The sequence below is a fragment of the Posidoniimonas polymericola genome (assembly GCF_007859935.1).
In the GTDB taxonomy this organism is placed as follows: Bacteria; Planctomycetota; Planctomycetia; order Pirellulales; family Lacipirellulaceae; genus Posidoniimonas; species Posidoniimonas polymericola.
Genome location: NZ_SJPO01000013.1, coordinates 120,515 through 137,183, shown reverse-complemented (window position 1 = coordinate 137,183; position 16,669 = coordinate 120,515). Strand labels below are relative to the sequence as shown.

At 66.5% G+C, this 16,669-nt stretch carries 16 protein-coding genes; 10 read left to right on the top strand and 6 right to left on the bottom strand.

Annotated features, from left to right (window positions below; translation table 11 throughout):
- Window positions 1–21: 21 nt before the first annotated feature.
- Window positions 22–765 carry a hypothetical protein gene (locus Pla123a_RS21900; protein WP_197528190.1) on the bottom strand — a complete coding sequence of 248 codons (744 nt, stop codon included), beginning with the start codon at window positions 763–765 and terminating at the stop codon, window positions 22–24.
- A gap of 203 nt (window positions 766–968) precedes the next feature.
- Here Pla123a_RS21900 and Pla123a_RS21890 point away from each other — a divergent pair, with 203 nt between their 5' ends.
- From Pla123a_RS21890 to cdd, 8 genes are all read left to right on the top strand, one after another.
- Window positions 969–1,742 carry an AMP nucleosidase gene (locus Pla123a_RS21890; RefSeq protein ID WP_146591001.1) on the top strand — a complete coding sequence of 258 codons (774 nt, stop codon included), beginning with the start codon at window positions 969–971 and terminating at the stop codon, window positions 1,740–1,742.
- Between the two features lie 226 nt (window positions 1,743–1,968).
- Window positions 1,969–2,982, top strand: a complete 1,014-nt coding sequence (locus Pla123a_RS21885) for a DUF1559 domain-containing protein (RefSeq protein ID WP_146590999.1) — start codon at window positions 1,969–1,971, stop codon at window positions 2,980–2,982.
- A 178-nt stretch (window positions 2,983–3,160) separates the two neighbouring features.
- On the top strand, window positions 3,161–4,177 hold the full coding sequence (locus Pla123a_RS21880; RefSeq protein ID WP_146590997.1) for an endonuclease/exonuclease/phosphatase family protein: 1,017 nt from the start codon (window positions 3,161–3,163) through the stop codon (window positions 4,175–4,177).
- Window positions 4,178–4,274: 97 nt separating this feature from the next.
- Window positions 4,275–4,982: a deoxyribose-phosphate aldolase gene (gene deoC / locus Pla123a_RS21875; protein WP_146590995.1), complete on the top strand. Its 708-nt coding sequence runs from the start codon at window positions 4,275–4,277 to the stop codon at window positions 4,980–4,982.
- 111 nt (window positions 4,983–5,093) lie between these two features.
- Window positions 5,094–5,927 carry a purine-nucleoside phosphorylase gene (locus Pla123a_RS21870; RefSeq protein ID WP_146590993.1) on the top strand — a complete coding sequence of 278 codons (834 nt, stop codon included), beginning with the start codon at window positions 5,094–5,096 and terminating at the stop codon, window positions 5,925–5,927.
- Complete coding sequence (locus tag Pla123a_RS21865; protein WP_146590992.1) at window positions 5,924–6,748, top strand: purine-nucleoside phosphorylase; 825 nt, start codon at window positions 5,924–5,926, stop codon at window positions 6,746–6,748. The genes Pla123a_RS21870 and Pla123a_RS21865 overlap by 4 nt, the downstream gene beginning before the upstream one ends.
- Window positions 6,749–6,959: 211 nt before the next feature.
- A complete protein-coding gene (locus Pla123a_RS21860) occupies window positions 6,960–8,240 on the top strand; it encodes a thymidine phosphorylase (protein ID WP_146590990.1) in 1,281 nt (426 codons plus the stop codon).
- A gap of 59 nt (window positions 8,241–8,299) precedes the next feature.
- Window positions 8,300–8,710: a cytidine deaminase gene (cdd, locus tag Pla123a_RS21855; protein ID WP_146590988.1), complete on the top strand. Its 411-nt coding sequence runs from the start codon at window positions 8,300–8,302 to the stop codon at window positions 8,708–8,710.
- Window positions 8,711–8,819: 109 nt separating this feature from the next.
- Here cdd and Pla123a_RS21850 read toward each other — a convergent pair whose 3' ends face one another.
- The 5 genes from Pla123a_RS21850 to xylA all read right to left on the bottom strand — a co-directional run bounded on the left by Pla123a_RS21850 (window position 8,820) and on the right by xylA (window position 15,505).
- The gene (locus tag Pla123a_RS21850; protein ID WP_146590986.1) at window positions 8,820–10,085 is read right to left on the bottom strand and encodes a hypothetical protein; all 1,266 of its coding nucleotides are present in this window, start codon (window positions 10,083–10,085) and stop codon (window positions 8,820–8,822) included.
- A 346-nt stretch (window positions 10,086–10,431) separates the two neighbouring features.
- The gene (locus Pla123a_RS21845; protein ID WP_146590984.1) at window positions 10,432–11,313 is read right to left on the bottom strand and encodes a DUF1571 domain-containing protein; all 882 of its coding nucleotides are present in this window, start codon (window positions 11,311–11,313) and stop codon (window positions 10,432–10,434) included.
- 234 nt (window positions 11,314–11,547) lie between these two features.
- Window positions 11,548–13,245: an AAA family ATPase gene (locus Pla123a_RS21840; RefSeq protein ID WP_146590982.1), complete on the bottom strand. Its 1,698-nt coding sequence runs from the start codon at window positions 13,243–13,245 to the stop codon at window positions 11,548–11,550.
- A 126-nt stretch (window positions 13,246–13,371) separates the two neighbouring features.
- Entirely contained in the window at window positions 13,372–14,004 is a 633-nt protein-coding gene (locus Pla123a_RS21835) for a response regulator (RefSeq protein ID WP_146590980.1), read from the bottom strand.
- A gap of 190 nt (window positions 14,005–14,194) precedes the next feature.
- On the bottom strand, window positions 14,195–15,505 hold the full coding sequence (xylA, locus tag Pla123a_RS21830; RefSeq protein WP_146590978.1) for a xylose isomerase: 1,311 nt from the start codon (window positions 15,503–15,505) through the stop codon (window positions 14,195–14,197).
- 222 nt (window positions 15,506–15,727) lie between these two features.
- Here xylA and Pla123a_RS21825 point away from each other — a divergent pair, with 222 nt between their 5' ends.
- Both Pla123a_RS21825 and Pla123a_RS21820 read left to right on the top strand, forming a co-directional pair.
- Entirely contained in the window at window positions 15,728–16,141 is a 414-nt protein-coding gene (locus Pla123a_RS21825) for a TadE/TadG family type IV pilus assembly protein (RefSeq protein ID WP_146590976.1), read from the top strand.
- A 47-nt stretch (window positions 16,142–16,188) separates the two neighbouring features.
- On the top strand, window positions 16,189–16,653 hold the full coding sequence (locus Pla123a_RS21820; protein ID WP_146590974.1) for a hypothetical protein: 465 nt from the start codon (window positions 16,189–16,191) through the stop codon (window positions 16,651–16,653).
- Window positions 16,654–16,669 lie beyond the last annotated feature (16 nt).

Here is a 16,669-nt window from a genome sequence, read left to right as displayed (position 1 = left end):
GCTACGGCCGGCGGCAATGGTTTACTCCAGTTCGGCCTGGGCGGGCTGGCGGCCGCCAGGGCCACGCTGACGCCCATTGGCTCCACGCTGACCCCCCCGCCCAAACTGAGGCTGGGGCATGTCAAATTGCTCGCCGGTCAGCTCCTTGAGCTGCGCCCGCTGGGCGTCGGTCAGCACCGACAGCACCCGTTCGCGGGACTCCTGGGTGAGCTTCTGGATCTGCTCCTGCAGCTTCTGCTGTTCTTCCTGGGCCTTGGCTCGCATTTCTTCCTGCTGCTCGGGGGTGATGCCCAGCTTTTCGGCCACCGAGTCCATCAGCAACGCCTGGCTGCCGCCCCGCTGCATCTGCTGCTGCAACTCGATTTGCTTCAGGCGTTCCATCTGGCCCGCCTTAAGGACTCCACTGATACGCTTCTCGGCATCGGCCTGAACTTGTTGCATCTCGGCCCGCATTTCCTCCATCGCGGTCTGTCGATCTTCTTCGCTCATATCGCGGAAGGCTTGGAAGCGTCCTTGCATGCGTTCCCGCATTTCGTCGCGGATTTCTGCCTGCATGGCCTGCAGTTCCTCGAGCTGATTGGCATCGAGGGCAATCTCGTCGCGGACGGCGTCGGACATCAGCAGTGTGCCGACGCCCCCCATCCCGCGGCCAAACCCGCCGCGGCCGCCTGGGCCCCCTGGTCCTGGCTGGGCAACCGCCTGGCTGGCGAGGGCCACGAGGGCCAAACCACACGAAACAACCGCCGCACGATTGAGCCAAGACATTTTCAGCAAGCTCCGCGTCTACGTTATTGAAGGGGTAGGTGGAACAGGACAGGATCACTGCAGGATGTAACCCCGTTGCCTGGCAGGAGTAACGCCGATCACAGACTCCGGTTGCCAGTATTCGTCGAGCGACCTAAGTTATTGTATCAAAGCGACTTAAGGCTTGCTCGGCGAATTTCGCACGTCAGCGGGAGAAGAATCCAATGATCACCAAACGCGATATCGCGCAAGACTGGTTGAGCCGGTATACGGGCATGCCGCTAGAGATGTTTGGCACGCACATCCTGCTAACCAACTTTGGCAACTACGTCCGCCACTTCGCGGAGCGGTTCTCATGCCCGATTTTTGGCGAGGACCGGCCAATGCAGGCGGCGACCAATACGCACGGCCTGACGATCATAAATTTTGGGATCGGGTCACCCAATGCCGCGACCGTGATGGACCTGCTCACGGCGGTGGAGCCCAATGCGGTGCTCTTCCTGGGCAAGTGCGGCGGGCTGAAGGAATCGACTGAAATCGGCCACTTCATTCTGCCGATCGGGGCGATCCGCGGCGAGGGGACCTCCGACGACTACTTGCCGCCGCTGGTGCCGGCACTGCCATCGTTTAAGCTCCACAAGTTTGTCTCGGAGAAGCTGGTCGCCCGGCATCTGGAGTACCGGACCGGCGTGATCTACACGACCAACCGCCGTGTCTGGGAGCACGACGACCGCTTCCGCGAGAGCCTGAAGCAGTACACTCCGATTGCCATCGACATGGAGACCGCCACGATTTTTGTCGTCGGCCACGCCAATCAGATCGCCCGCGGGGCACTGTTGTTGGTGTCGGACCTGCCGATGACGCCCGAGGGCGTCAAATCCACCGCCAGCGACGCCCGCGTTACCCGCGACTGGTCCGACGTGCACCTGGACGTCGGCATCGAGTCCCTGCATCAGATCGAGGAGCAGGGCGAAGAAATCAAGCACTTCCAGTACTAATTCCTGGCACGCGGCCCGCTCCGACGGGGTAAATCTCGTCCGCACGCGTGAATCCGCAAAATAGTGCTTGAGTTCCGTTTCGGTCCAACTAAGCTTGGACCCCAGGCAGCGGCTGTCCGCAGTAGTGCGGCAGCCTGCGGGACCGGACTCCCCACCGCCCGTCCAGGCGAAGTTCTGTGTGGCCGCTCTTGAGCTGGCTGCCGCAACTCTCGGGGAGGCTCCAGTCATGGCGACCCGCCGCGCGTTCACGCTGGTCGAGCTGCTAGTGGTCATCGCCATCATCGGCGTTCTAGTGGCGCTGCTGCTCCCCGCCGTCCAAGCGGCCCGCGAATCGGCCCGAAGGATGAACTGCCAGAGCAACCTCAAGAACCTGGCGCTGGCGGGGCTGAACTTCGAGTCGAGTTTCCGAAAGTTGCCGCCGGCCGCCCGCGACCGTGAGGGGCCCAAGTGGACCGACACGGTCAAGCCGCCCCCGCTCGCGCGGCACAACGGGCTCTCGCTGATCCTGCCCTACTTCGAGCAGGGCGCCACGTTCGCGGGGATCGACTATCAATGGGACTGGGACAACACGAACCCAACCGGCAACGAGACCCACACCAAGCAGCAGCTCGGCGGCATCCTGATCTGCCCGTCGGGCTCGGCCAGCCGCGAGCGGTTCCACATCACCGACTACCTGGTGATCAACCGCGTCGAGATAGCCTCCAAGAGTCCCAATACCAAGTACGACCCGCCGGGGGGATCGATCAAGAAGCTGATCACGGCCGGGCTGGTCGACTCGCGGGGCGGGGCCAAGAACTATGACCGCCGCTGGGACGGCGCGATGCAGGTTGACCTCTACGACCAGACGCCGCCCAACGACATGACCGCCGCCGGAGTGAAGCCGCGCCGCAACGTTCGCCTGGCCCGGGTGACCGATGGAACCTCCAAGACGATGATGTTCACCGAATCGGTCGGCAAGCCAGAGATCCTGACCATCGACGGGAGCCTCGGAGAGAACTCGTCGGCCAACAACGAGTTCCGCTGGGCCAGCCAAGAGACCTACTCCACGCTGCAGTTCTATTGCCGTGACCAGCAGCTCATCAACTGCACCAACCGGTACCGGCCGTTCAGCACGCATGCGGCCGGGCTCAACATTGCACTGCTCGACGGTTCGGTGCGGTTCCACACCGAGGAGATCGACCCCGACGCGTTTATCTCGCTGATCACTATGGCCGCGGGGGAATCGGCCGGCGACTTCTAGCCAGGCCACGCGTCGTTGGCCACACCACGCGTCATTGGCTCCCCGACCCGGCTTGCAGCCACCCGCAGAACTGGTGCGAGAGGCAGACGGGCCGCGCGCCCGCGGCAGGGTTTTCGGCTATTATGGCGGGCTGTCATTGCCAGCGTTTTTCCTCCCGCCGCTCAGCCTCCCGCCTGCCATGAACCGTCTCCTGCCGCTCGCCCTGTTACTTTGCCCCACGTTGCTGTTTGCGGAAGAAGCGACCCCGCTACGGATCATGACCTTCAATGTCGAGATCCTGACCGCGCCCGGCGTACGGGCCGGGCAGCTGCAGAAGTACCGCTTCGACTACGCCCGCGAGCGTCACCTGGACCGCGCGGCGAACGTCATCGAGGTTCTCAACCCGGACATCCTCAACCTGGTGGAAGGGACCTCGCGCGAGGTAGTCGACGCGATTGTCGCCCGGTTGCACGCCAAGGGGCTGAACGAATACACCGGCTACCACATCGAGTCGAACGACTCGTTCACGGGGATGGACGTCTCGCTGATTACGAAGTTCCCTCCGCAGGCGGTCGACGGCAAACAGATCCGCACCTACTTCTCCAAAGATGACGACCCAATCTTCCGGCAGGCCTACCGGGCGCCCGGCTACGATGGCAAGCCGCGGAACTTCTCGGCATCGCTGTCGCGTAACTCGAGCTACTTCATCGAGGTCGCGGGTTACAAGCTGGGCTTCCTCGGGCTGCACCTGAAGTCGAACCCGTCGGACGAGTTCTCCAACGCGCAGCGCACCGCTCAGGCCAAGATCGTGGCGCGGATTCTTAATGGCGAGGTGGTGCGTCGCGGCTACTTGCCGGTGGTGCTCGGCGACCTCAACGACTACGACCCGACCGTGCCGGACCGCGACGACACCCGCGACCCGGTGACCGACGTGCTGGCCCGCATCAAGGACTTCGACCCCGACCACGAGGGGGACGAACTGTTTAACGCGGCCGAGTTCATTCCCAACAAGGAGGACCGCTACACCTCGCACTGGGACTGGAACGAGAACGGCGCCGACGACCCGCAGGACGTCTACACGATGATCGACCACATCCTGCTGCCGGTCGAGCTGAAGCCGTACGTGAAGCGGGCGTTTATCGCCCATGTGGTGAACCTGGAGACCTCCGACCACTACCCAGTGGTGGTCGACCTCGAGCTGCCGGCCAAGCCGTAGCGGGCAGGTTGTGAGCGGGGCCGCGGTCCGGTAGCATCGGGCGCTCGCCGGCGGACAGGCCTGCCGGACGTCCTCTAGCTGGCGCAGGTGCTGCACGATGGCTGCTTCTGTTGTTTCGATGATCGACCACGCGGTGCTGCACCCCACGCACACCGACGACGACGTCCGCGCCGCCTGCGAGTTGTGCGACCGGGTCGGGGTCGCCAGCATCTGCGTGAAGCCCGCCCACGTGCCGCTGGCCGCGGAGCTGCTGAAGGACTCGGCGGTGAAGGTCAGCACGGTGATCGGCTTCCCGCACGGCGGGACCAGCAGCGCCGCCAAGGCGGCCGAGACCCTCGAGGCCTGTCGCCACGGCGCGGTCGAGGTCGACATGGTCATCAACATCGGCAAGGCGCTGGCTGGCGACTGGGACTTCGTCCTGGCCGACATCGCCTCGGTGGTCGAGGCCGCGCGCAGCGAGGGCGCTATTACCAAGGTCATCTTCGAGACCGGCCTGATCCCCGACGACGACACCAAGCGCAAACTGAGCGAGCTGTCGGAGCAGGCGGGCGCCGCCTTCGTGAAGACCTCCACCGGGTTCGGCTTCGTCAAGGACGCGGCGGGCGCTATGGTGAGCACCGGCGCCACCGAACACGATATCAAGCTGATGCGCGAGGCGTGCTCCGACGCGGTAGCGGTCAAGGCGTCGGGAGGCATCCGCAGCTATGACGACGCCGTCAAACTGGTCGCGCTCGGCGCGACGCGGCTCGGAACCAGCGGCACCGAGGCGATCGCCGGCGGCGAAGAAAACAAGGCCGACTACTAACGATAAGTAGTCACGACTTTCCAACTAGCGCGGGGCGTCAGCCCCGATCTCTCCGGGGGCTGACGCCGCCCGGCTCTTACACCCACTAGAGTGAGAACCTAGCCACTACCCATGCTTGAACTCTACGGACAGATCGAAGAAGCGGTCGCCGCGATCCGCGCCCAGTGGGACGCCACCCCGCACGCCGGCATCATCCTCGGCACCGGGCTCGGCAGCCTGGTCGAGCAGATCGAGGTCGAGGCCTCGATCGACTACGAGAACATCCCCCACTTCCCAACCTCTACGGCCATCAGCCACCGCGGGCGGCTGGTCTGCGGCAAGCTAGACGGCGTGCCGGTGATGGCGATGGAAGGCCGTTTCCACCAGTACGAGGGCTACCCGCTCAAGCAGATCACGCTGCCGGTCCGCGTCATGAAGGCGATGGGGGCCGAGCTGATGGTGGTCTCGCAGGCGGTGGGCGGCATGAACCCCAACTACGCCTTGGGCGACCTGATGATCATCGACGATCAGATCAACCTGATGGGCGACAACCCGCTGGTCGGCGTCAACGACGACCGCCTCGGCCCGCGGTTCCCGGACATGTCGCGGCCGTACGACCCCGAGCTGATCGAGGTCGGCCTCGGCATCGCACGCAAGGAAGACTTTGTCGCCCACAAGGGCGTGGTGGTCGCCGTCACGGGGCCGAACCTTGAGACCCGCGCCGAGTACCGCATGCTCCGCATGATGGGCGCCGACGTGGTCGGCATGTCGACCGTGCCCGAGGTGATCGTGGCCGTGCACTGCGGTCTGCGGGCGTTCGGTGTGTCGGTGATCACCGACATGTGCCTGCCCGACGCGCTCGAGGAGGCCGACGTCAACACGATCATCGCCACGGCCAACGGCGCCGAGCCGAAGCTCCGGTCGCTGGTCCGCGGCATCATCAGCCACGACGCGAACAAGCAATGACTTTGCCGGCCAGTGCCTACCAAGACGCCGCGGCCGCGATCCGTGCGCGGTGCGATTTGACCCCTCGCTGGGCGATTGTGCTCGGCTCGGGCCTCGGCCCACTGGCCGACCACGTCGAGGTGAGCGCGGAGTTCGCCTACGAGGATCTGCCCCACTTCCCCCGCTCGACCGCGGTGGGCCACGCCGGGCGGCTCCTGCTGGGGCGGCTCGAGGGGCAGGCGGTGGTCGTTATGCAGGGTCGCTTCCACCTGTATGAGGGCTGGTCGCCCCAGCAGACGGCGATGCCGATACGCGTGATGCACGCCCTCGGCGCCCGCTCGCTGGTAGTCACTAACGCCGCGGGGGGGCTCAACCCGCAGATGCAGGTGGGCGACCCGATGGTCATCACCGACCAGATCAACCTGATGTTCCAGAACCCGCTAATCGGCCCGAACGACGACGCCCTCGGCCCGCGGTTCCCGGACATGTCGCAGCCGTACGACCCCGCCTACGGCGAGACCGCCAAGGCGGCCGCCCGGCGGGGCGACTTCGCGTGCCACGCCGGCGTGTACGCCGGTATGCTCGGCCCGACCTACGAGACCCGCGCCGAGTACCGCATGCTCCGCCGGCTTGGCGCGAGCGCGGCCGGCATGTCGACCGTGCCCGAGGTGATCGCCGCCCGGCACGCCGGCATGCGGGTGCTGGGCATCTCGACCGTCACGAATGTCTGCAACCCGGACGCCCTCGGCGAGACCAGCGGGCAGGAAGTGGTCGACGCCGCCAGCAACGCGTCGAGCAAGCTGCTGGCGATGGTGACCGCGGTCATCCGAAGCGCCGGCTAGCCTCTTCTTGCGTTTTCGTTGCTGAAAAGAGCCGCCCAGGGTGTTATACCTGGGAACGCTTTTTCGGATCGGCAGACCTGAACGTTGGCTGAAACGGCTTCGGCAAGGTTCTGCCGTTTCTCAGCCGTTGCGGCTGAACGCCGGCGGCCGATTCGCCGATGCATAGAACTTGCCGCCGACGTTTCTGCTGTAGCGCGCCGCACGAGGATACATGAACGCCGCCTGGATTATCACCAAGAAACGCGACGGCCAGGAGCTCGCCGGACAAGAGATCCGCGACCTCATCAACGGCTACGTGGCGGGCGACGTGCCGGACTACCAGATGGCCGCCTGGGCGATGGCCGTGTTCCTCAAGGGGATGAGCACCGCCGAGATCGCCGCGCTAACGCACGCGATGCTGGAGTCGGGGGAGGTGCTCGCGCACACGCCCGGCGCCCCGCGGGTCGACAAGCACTCCTCGGGCGGGATCGGCGACAAGGCCTCGCTGCCGCTGGCGCCGGCGCTGGCGTGCTGCGGCGTGCGGGTGCCGATGATCTCGGGCCGCGGCCTCGGCGCGACCGGCGGCACGCTCGACAAGCTCGAGGCGATCCCCGGCTACCGCACGGACCTGTCGATCGAAGAGATGCAGCGGGTCGCCGACGAGGTGGGTTGCGTGATCAGCAGCGCCTCCGAGAAGCTGGTGCCCGCCGACCGCAAGCTGTACGCCCTCCGCGACGTCACGGCGACGGTGCCGTGCATCCCCCTGATCACCGCCAGCATCATGAGCAAGAAGCTGGCCGAGGGGCTCGACGCGCTGGTGCTCGACGTCAAGCACGGCTCGGGCGCGTTCATGAAGACCCTCGACGACGCCCGCGCGCTGGCCCGCTCGCTGGTCGACACCGGCAAGCGGATGGGCGTGGCGACCTCGGCCCTGCTCACCGACATGAACCAGCCGCTCGGCCGGCTGGCCGGCAATGCGCTCGAGGTCGACGAGTCGGTCGCCTGCCTGCAGGGCGGGGGCCCGGCCGACCTCCGCGAGGTGACGCTCGAGCTCGGAGCCGAGGCGCTCGTGCTGGCCGGCGCCGCGACCGACACGGCCGATGGGCTCAAGCAGATGACCAAGGCGATCGACTCGGGCGCCGCGCTCGAGAAGTTCGCCGAGATGGTCCGCGCCCAAGGTGGCGATCTAGACGCCCCGCGGCCGCTGGCCGGAGCGACCGAAATCGCGTCGGCGACGGCCGGCGTGGTCGCCGCTATCGATACCGAGCAGCTCGGCTGGGCCGTCATCGAGATGGGCGGCGGACGCAAGCAGCTCGGCGACCCGATCGACCACGGCGTCGGCCTCGAGATGCTGGTGCGGTTGGGCGACCCTGTCGACGCCGAGCAGCCGCTCGCGAAGCTGTACTCCCGCGACGCCGCCCGCGCAGCGGCCGAGAAGATGGTCCTCTCTGCCATCCAGATTGGCGACGGCCCCGTGGCCGCGCCGCCGCTGATTGCCGAGCGCGTGTGCTGACCCGCTTCGGTGAATCCCCTTGTTCGCTACCGCCATCTAGCTAGCCAGTACTACAAGCCATGCCAGAAAGCCCCACGGACGACACGCTGCAGAACCTGATTGCCCGCGCGGCAGAGGTTCGAGAGAACGCCTACGCCAAGTACTCCGGGTACCAGGTCGGGGCGGCGCTGCTCACCACCGACGGCCGCGTCTTTGTCGGGGTGAACATCGAGAACGCGTCTTACGGCCTCACCAACTGCGCCGAACGCAGCGCGATTGGCGCGGCGGTGGCCGCCGGGTTGCGTCCCGGCGGGGTCGCCGCCCTGGCGGTAGTGACGCAGGACGGGGGCTCCCCGTGCGGCGCCTGCCGCCAGGTGATGCACGAGTTTGGCGACTACCAGGTGTTGATCGCCAGCGTCGGCGCGCTGGATTCGCCCCAGTGTTACTCGGTTGCCTCGCTGCTGCCCGACGCCTTCGAACTCAAGGCTTGATCGCGTTGTGGGGCCGTCGGCAGCGCATAAAAAAAGAGGGCCGGCTGCAAGCAACCGGCCCTCCCCACACGAAAGGCGTCCGACAAGGACGCGGGAGTCTAAGTTCACCTCACCCGTTGCGGCGGCGCCGGGCGATTACCCCACCGAGCGAGACCAGGCCGAGCAGCGCCGCTGCCGGCTCGGGGACCACGCTGTTGCCGACCGCCTCGATGGCATTGATGTCGTACACCCAGCTGCCGTTCGGGGTGATGTCGCCGAAGGTGGAAATCGCGTAGCCTTTGTCCCAAGCGTGGCCGCCGTGCTTGAGGAAGCTGACCGAGCCGGCCGCGTCGAGTACGAACAGCTCGCTGCCGGTGGCGTAGAAGCCGGTTGGGTCGCTCGGGTCGATGATCTGGCGGATGCTGAAGATCACCTGGTCGAGGGCGTTGCCGCCGGTCGGGTCACGGCCGAAGACCTCCGGGTCGCCGGCGATCTCGCGGACCATCAGGGCGTCGAGGTTGATAGCGGGGCGGCCGTCGATGGCCCCGCCGGCCGAGGGGAGGTAGCCGGTGACCGGCCCTAGCAGCGACTCGACCGCCGTGGCGATTGTTGCGTGCATCAGGTACGGCGTGCCGGAGCCGCCGTTCCAAACCGATACCGGCGCGCCGGTCGGCCCCGTGGTGAGGGCGTCGATGTCGAGCGAGTACTTGTCGGCGTCGGCGGTGAATGCCGGCTCAGGCCCCCACAGCTCGACGCCATCGATGTCGCGGAACTCACCGGGCGTCGGCATGCCGTTGATCTCGGGCGCCTTGGCCCACACGCCCTGCGACTCGGCGGGGTTGGCTCCGCCCCACAGGCCGAGCTCGTAGTTGAGCTCCGCGGCTCCGCCGACCATGGCGCCGTTCATTAACGCCACCGGGCCGGTCGGGGCGAGGATCGCCGGCGTCGAGCCGCCGCCGGGGGCGACGTTGTGGTACAGGTCGTCGAAGGACCAGATCAGGTGGGCGCGCTCCTCCTGAAGTTGAGTGAACAGGAAGTCGCCGTGGTTGGCGATCGCATCGACCTCGCTCCGCTTGTCGAAGCTGGCCCGTTGCCCAACGTAGTTGACGCCGTTGTCAACGCCGCCCGAGCCGTCCCAGGCGACGACCTGCTCGAACGACGGCGTCGTGCCCGCCGCGGTGATCTCGTGGTCGAAGTTGTGGCTGTACTCTTTGCCCGGCACGCTCGAAACGCCAATCAGCCCAGGGCCAATGCCCGGCGTGCCGCCGGCGACCGGTGTGTACGGGATGGTCGCCGCTGCCGGCGACGCGATAGTCGCGGCCGCCCCGGCTGCTAGCAGGGCCCCGCCGGCGTGGCGCTTGAGTTGACGGAACAGCGAAGTGCATTGGCGGTTCATCTGTCGCTCCTGAGTTGTGGCCTGCGGAAACGGGAGCCGCCGGCGTGGCCCAACGCCTGCGGTCGCAACGCCGCTTGTGGGGGATGAGATCGTTCCCTGGCGCCCCGGCGAACCGTGCGGGGCTCCGCCCGACGTGAGTCGCGGGCGGTTGGCGTTACCTACAGCGAATCAACAGCCGCGCCCGGGCCCCGCCAAAAAAGCAAAGAAAAAGCCCCGCCGCGCGTCGGACGCGGGGCGGGGCGGTTGGGCAGGCGGATTTGCCGCGGCAGCCGCGGACCTCCCGATGGTGGGGGCACAGGCGGCTGCTAGTTTCCGTTGAATTCCATCGCAGCGGGTCGACCGATCGCTACTCCTGAGACGCGGCGACCGAGCCACGGTCGAGGAACTGATAGGCCGGGTTCTCGCGGTCGAAATCCTTGTCCGTGAGCCCGACGTTGAGCTTCACGTCGGTGTACATGTACTCCTCCACCAGCACCGGCTCGCCGCCGGGCGTGTCCGGCCACAGGTAAGAGCCGTACGCCAGGGGCAGGTGGGTCTGCTCGTCGATGAACACCATGGCGCGGTGGTAGCGGAAGTAGTCCCGTGGAAAGGGGTGCTCGACAATCACGCGGGTGCAGACCGCGTCGCCGATCTTGGCGTTCTTGAAGAACTGCACCGTGCACTCGCCGTGCTGCATGTCCTCCTGCATCACCTCGACCAGACGGTCGATCAGGTTGAGGAAGCCCATCTCGGAAACCGGGTAGCGGTTCTCTTCCAACGCTATCGGGCTGTCGGGGTCGAGGTACGTCGTGACGTAGGCCAGCCGGCGCCCGCCGCGGCGGACCAGCATCTTGCCGGCGTTTCGGCCCTTCAGGTACAGCACCTCACGGCCGGCGACGCTCGCCGGCTTCTGGAAGCTGAGGTACGCGCTAAACGGGGTGTCGGTCGCCGGGTCGGCGTGGCGGATCTTGGTGTCGACAAAATGGTACGGCTTGAGCCTCCCGTTGCGGCGCTCACGCATCACCATCGTGCAGGTGTAATCGCGGACGTCGTTCTTGAGGAACTCCTGGCTCTCTTGGGCCATCCGCAGCAGCGGGCGGAGCGGGTGCTCCTCGGGCGACGGGATGGACCGTGCATCGGGAGACTCGGCGGCCGGCGTATCGGCAGCGGGGGAATCTGCGGCTAACGGCGGCGCCGCCAGTAGTGCGACAGACGCGAACCATGCGATCGGTAGGTGGCGAGCAATCATAGGCGTACTACGTCCAGAATCCTTGGGAGGGTCGCGGACCCTCAGAGAACGGCTGCAGATCAATTGCACGGGAGGCTGCGCAACCCTGCGGCGCCACGGCGGAATCGTTTGTAAACGACCGCCCCGGGTCAAGAGAAGCGTAGCACGGGCCGCGCTGCGCAGGATCCTGCTAGCGAGATGACGGTTGTGCGGGTCAGGCAGGCGGCGAGGGCGTGATCCCGCGCCGTGGCGGACTCAAGTAGCCGCTTGATCCACGCTGGAGAGCTCGCCCCATTCGGCGACAAACGACTCGCCGCACTGCGGACACTTCACCTTCTTGCCGAGGAAAGAGAGCGGGATTGCCTTGGTCAGCTCGCAGGAACCGCACGCCATCGAAACCTGTAGCCGCGACTCGTCGAGGTCCTCGAACACCGCCGCCGGGAGGCTGACAAACTCGATGTCCGCGTCCCGCAGCGTGACAAGTTGTTCCTGGCTGATCGACGCCTCGTCCGCCAGGCGGTTGGCCATCCGCCGCACGGCGTGCTCGAACAAGTTCCGCGACTCGCGCCCGTTGCCGAAGTGCCGGTTGCGCGTGCTGTACAGGTGCTGCAGCCCGAGCATCACCTTCAGGCGTGCCGCCGGGGTCAGCTCGTAGTGGTTCTTGCCGCACATCAGCCCAAAGATCTGGGCCAGCTCGAGCGGCGAGTAGTCGGCAAAGTCCATCTTGCGGCTGAACCGCGACGACAGGCCCGGGTTGCTCAGCAGCAGGTCCTGCATCTCGTCGGGGTAGCCGGCCAGGATGATCACCATCTGTCCCCGGTCGTCCTCGGCGCGCTTCAACAGGGTCTGGGCCGCCTCACGCCCGTAGGGGTCCTCGCTGCCCCGCGCGACCAGGCTGTAGGCCTCGTCGATGAACAGCAGCCCACCGAGGGCCTCGTCGATCTTGGCGTTGGTTTTGGGCCCGGTCTGCCCGGCGTACTCGGCCACCAGCCCCGAGCGGTCGGTCTCGACCAGGTGCCCCTTCTCGAGCACGCCCAGGGCGCCGAAGATCTTGCCAACAATCCGCGCGACGGTCGTCTTGCCGGTGCCCGGGTTGCCGGTGAACACCATGTGCAGGCTGATCTCGGTCTCGGGCAGCCCGGCCTCGCTGCGGCGTTGCTGCAGCTTCAGAAAATTTGCCAACGACCGGACCTCGTGCTTGATCGACGTCAGGCCGATCAGCCGGTCGAGCTCTTCGAGCGCCTCCTCGACAGTCGGCTGTTCGTCGGTCGACTGCTCGACGGGCTGGGGCCCGGCGGGACGCTCGATTGTTTCGCTCTGGCGGCGGTCGCCGGTGCGGCGTGGGGGCAGGTTGCGGTAGATCGAGGCCTCGGCCGCTTGATCGGCTGGTTGTTCGGCCCAGTCGTCCGCGGCTCGGTCCTCCGCCGAGAGCCCGCCCCCCAGCGGGAAGATCCCGCGGATGCGCCCCTCGATCTCGCCCAACGCTTTACGCTCGGCGTCGCAGAGGTCGCCGTCGCAGCGGGCGACCAGGTTGGCCAGTCTGGTGACTAGGGTTTCGAGGACCGGCGCCTTGTCGGCGAGCGGCGCGAGCGTGCGGAACGGCCGGACGAGCGCCGCCCACTCGAGCGTCGCGGTCTCGGTCGAGGCCCGCTTCATCGTGTCGCGCAGCTGGTCGCCCTCGATCCATGTGCCCCACAGGTGGTGGCACAGCACCTCGGCCAGCAGGCGTTCCTGCGAGCTCCAACTCTGGTCCGCCTCGCAGATCGTCAGGTACAGCTTCAGCACCAGCCCGCGGTGCAGGTCGTCCATCAACTGCGGGTACGACCTGGGCGACGTCACGAGCGTCGAGTGCTTGCTGGCGATCAGTTCGCCCGCTTGAACGTAGAGCTGCCGGCACTCGCGGAGCGTGCGGCTAAAGAGTGAGGGTCGCGAGGGGAAGCCGGGGCCGGTCATGTGCCGCAGGTCGATTGGTGTTCGGGGACGCGTTGACGCCCCGATTCTAGCGGACTTTGTGGCCGGCGTAGAGTGCGCGAGAATTGCGTCCGCGGCTGCCGCGTGCGCCGGCATTGGCCGTCCAGGCTAGACCAAACCCTTCCGCACGGCCCACACCGCGGCCTGGGTGCGGTCGTTGACTGCCAGCTTGCGGAGCACGTGCTGCACGTGCTCTTTGACGGTGTCGTAGCGGAGCCCCAGGGCGTTGGCGATCTCCTTGTTGGTCAGGCCGAAGGAGAGCTGCTTGAGCACTTCGGACTCTCGTTTGGTGAGGGTGACTTCTAGGTTCTGGCGGAGCAGCTCGGTCGGGATCGGGCCCTTGTGCCGCCGCCGGTCCTGGGAAGTCCAGCATTCTTCGCCCGCCGCCGCCGCCTCGATGGCGCTGAGCAGCTCCTCGCGGCTCACCGACTTGAGCAGGTAGCCGGCGGCGCCGGCCGACATCGCCCTCGCGACGTAGGTCGGGTTGTCGTGGCCGCTGAAGCAGAGGGTGGACGCGTTCAGGCCGTTGGCCCGGAGGCGGGAGATCAGCTCGATCCCGTCGCTGTCGCCCAGCCGCACCGCGGTCAGCACCACGTGCGGGGAGGCCGAGGGGAAGACTTCGAGCGCTTGGTCCGCGGTTGCGGCCTCGCCGGTCACTTCGATTGCGGTGTCCGCCAGCATGCTGCGCAGGCCTGCCCGGACCACTGGGTGGTCATCGACTACTAAAAGCCTAACCGACATGTAGGGATCCCTAGATAGGATTGCGGCGCCTTAGCGTCCAATCTACCACGGGGAACGCGACGGACAAGCAACACAGGTTCGGTGCAGAAACGAGTAAATGCAGGGGACCCTTGCCTAAAAGCTGCTTAGGAGGTTAACGATCCGAAAAAAATAGCAGAAAAATCCCGAGCGGCGAGGACATCTGGCGCCTCTACAGGAATTCGTTGACGATGTTCTCGAGCAACTCCTGCCGGCCACTCGCGTTCGGCGCGGCGTCGCCCAGCTCGAGCATATGCTGCTCGAGCGTGCCTAGGCTGTGCCGGCCCTGCTCGATCTCGGCGCCCAGGCCGGAGTCCCAGCTCGAGTACCGCTCACGCAGCATCGACTCGAGCCGGCCGTCGGCGCGGATCGCCGCGGCGATCTTCAGCCCGCGGGCGAAGGCGTCCATCCCGCCGATGTGGGCGTAGAACAGGTCGAGCGGGTCGAAGCTCTCGCGGCGAACCTTGGCGTCGAAGTTGACGCCGCCGGTCGTCAGGCCGCCGTACTTCATGAGGGTCAGCATGCACTGGGTTGTCAGGTAGATGTCGGTCGGGAACTGGTCGGTGTCCCAGCCGAGCAGCAGGTCGCCCGTGTTGGCGTCGATCGACCCGAGCGCGTCGGCCGCCCCCGCGACGTCGAGCTCGTGCTGCATGGTGTGGCCCGCGAGCGTGGCGTGGTTGGTCTCGAGGTTGAGCTTGAAACGCCCCTTCAGGCCGTGCTCGCGGAGGAAGTTCAGGCAGGCGGCGGCGTCGCTGTCGTACTGGTGCTTGGTCGGCTCCTTCGGCTTCGGCTCGATGTAGAACTGCCCCTGGAAGCCAATCTCCTTGGCGTAGTCGGCGGCCATGTGCAGGAAGCGGGCGAGGTGCGCCTGCTCACGCCGCATGTCGGTGTTCCAGAGGGTTTGGTAGCCCTCTCGCCCGCCCCAGAAGACGTAACCCTCGCCGCCGAGGCGGTGGGTGACCTCGATCGCCTTCTTGACCTGGGCGGCGGCCATGCCGAACACCTCGGCGTTGCAGCTGGTGGCCGCGCCGTGCATGTAGCGGGGGTGGCTGAACAGGTTGGCGGTGCCCCACAGCAGCCGGACGCCGGTCCGCTGCTGCTCTTCCTCGAGCACGTCGGCGACCGCCTCGAGGTTCGCGTGGCTCTCGCTCAGGCTCGCGCCCTCGGGAGCGACGTCGCGGTCGTGGAACGCGTAGAACGGCGCCCCCAGCTTGTCGATGAACTCGAACGCCACCCGCACCCGGTTCTTGGCGTTCTCAAGCGAGTCCGTGCCGTCGTCCCACGGGCGCTGCATCGTGCCGGGGCCGAACGGGTCGGAGCCGGAGCCGCGGAACGTGTGCCAGTACACGACGCTGAAGCGGAGGTGGTCGCGCATCGTGCGTCCCTCAACCTCTTCCTCGGCGTTGTAGTGCTTGAAGGCGAGCGGGTTGGTGCTGCCGGAACCCTCGAACGGGATATTCGAGACGCTGGGGAAAGCTTCCATGGCGAGTGCTACGGGATATGACGGATGGAGCGGAGGAGACGGACACGCCGGCCCAGTGTACCTATTCCGCTGCCCGCTCGAAAGCACTCGCCCTGCGCGAATGTATTCTGCCGCCGCGGAGTTGGACCCTAGCACATTCCGGCAGCGACTCCGATGCGGTTTAGTGAGCTATGCTTCGTAGACAACTCTATTTGTGGAATCCCGTTAGGCGTCTCCTGAGCCATGCAGCAGTATCTCCCGGCGACGAAGCGACGCGGCGCGTCGGCTGTCGAGTTCGCCCTGGTCGCCCCTATCTTCTTCCTGGTCGTGCTTGGCATTGTCGAGTTCGGCCGGATGGCGATGGTCCAGCAGATCATCACCAACGCCGCCCGCGAGGGCGCGCGGATCGCGGTGCTCGACGGAGCAACCAAGGCCAAGGTCACGACCAAGGTGAACGACTACCTGAGCTCCGGCAAGATCAACACCGCCGCGGTGACCGTGTCGCCCGACCCGCCCGACTCGGCCGGCTACGGCCAGCCTGTCACGGTGGGGGTGTCGGTCCCGTTCAACGATGTCAGCTGGTTGCCGGCCCCGTTTTTCATGGGCGGCAAGACGCTTGCCGCCGAGTCGATCATGCGGCGTGAGACCGTCGAGTAGCCCAAGCCCCCCTCTTCTCTGCCTCTCTATTTCTTCCGGGTGCCGTGATGAAGAAGACCAAACGCCGTCGTTTGCTTGTCGACTCGAAACTGCAAGGCGCACTGCTGTGCCGGGTTACCGGGTACTGGTGCCTGAGCCTGCTGGTGCTGGTGGCCCTGGTCGCCGTGCAGGTGACCCTGTTCAGCAAGGAGGTGGATTGGAGCGTGACCGTCAACCGCACGCTGCAGGCGTTCGGCCCGTCGCTGCTGGCGACCCTGCTCTTGCTGCCGCTGTTGCTGCTCGACGCGTTGCGGTTCAGCCTCCGCTTTGCCGGTCCGATGCAGCGTTTGCGGGGCGAGGTCCACAAGCTGGCCAACGGCGAGTGGGACGGCCCCATCAAGTTCCGCGGCCGAGACTACTGGCACGACCTGGGGGTTGAGATCAACCGGGTTGCAGAAGAGCTGGAGCAGCTCCGGGCCGAGCACGCGGCCGCGTCCGAGGGCACGCAGCGCGAAGAGGTCGCCTCGACGTAACCGCGGCTGGCTGCTT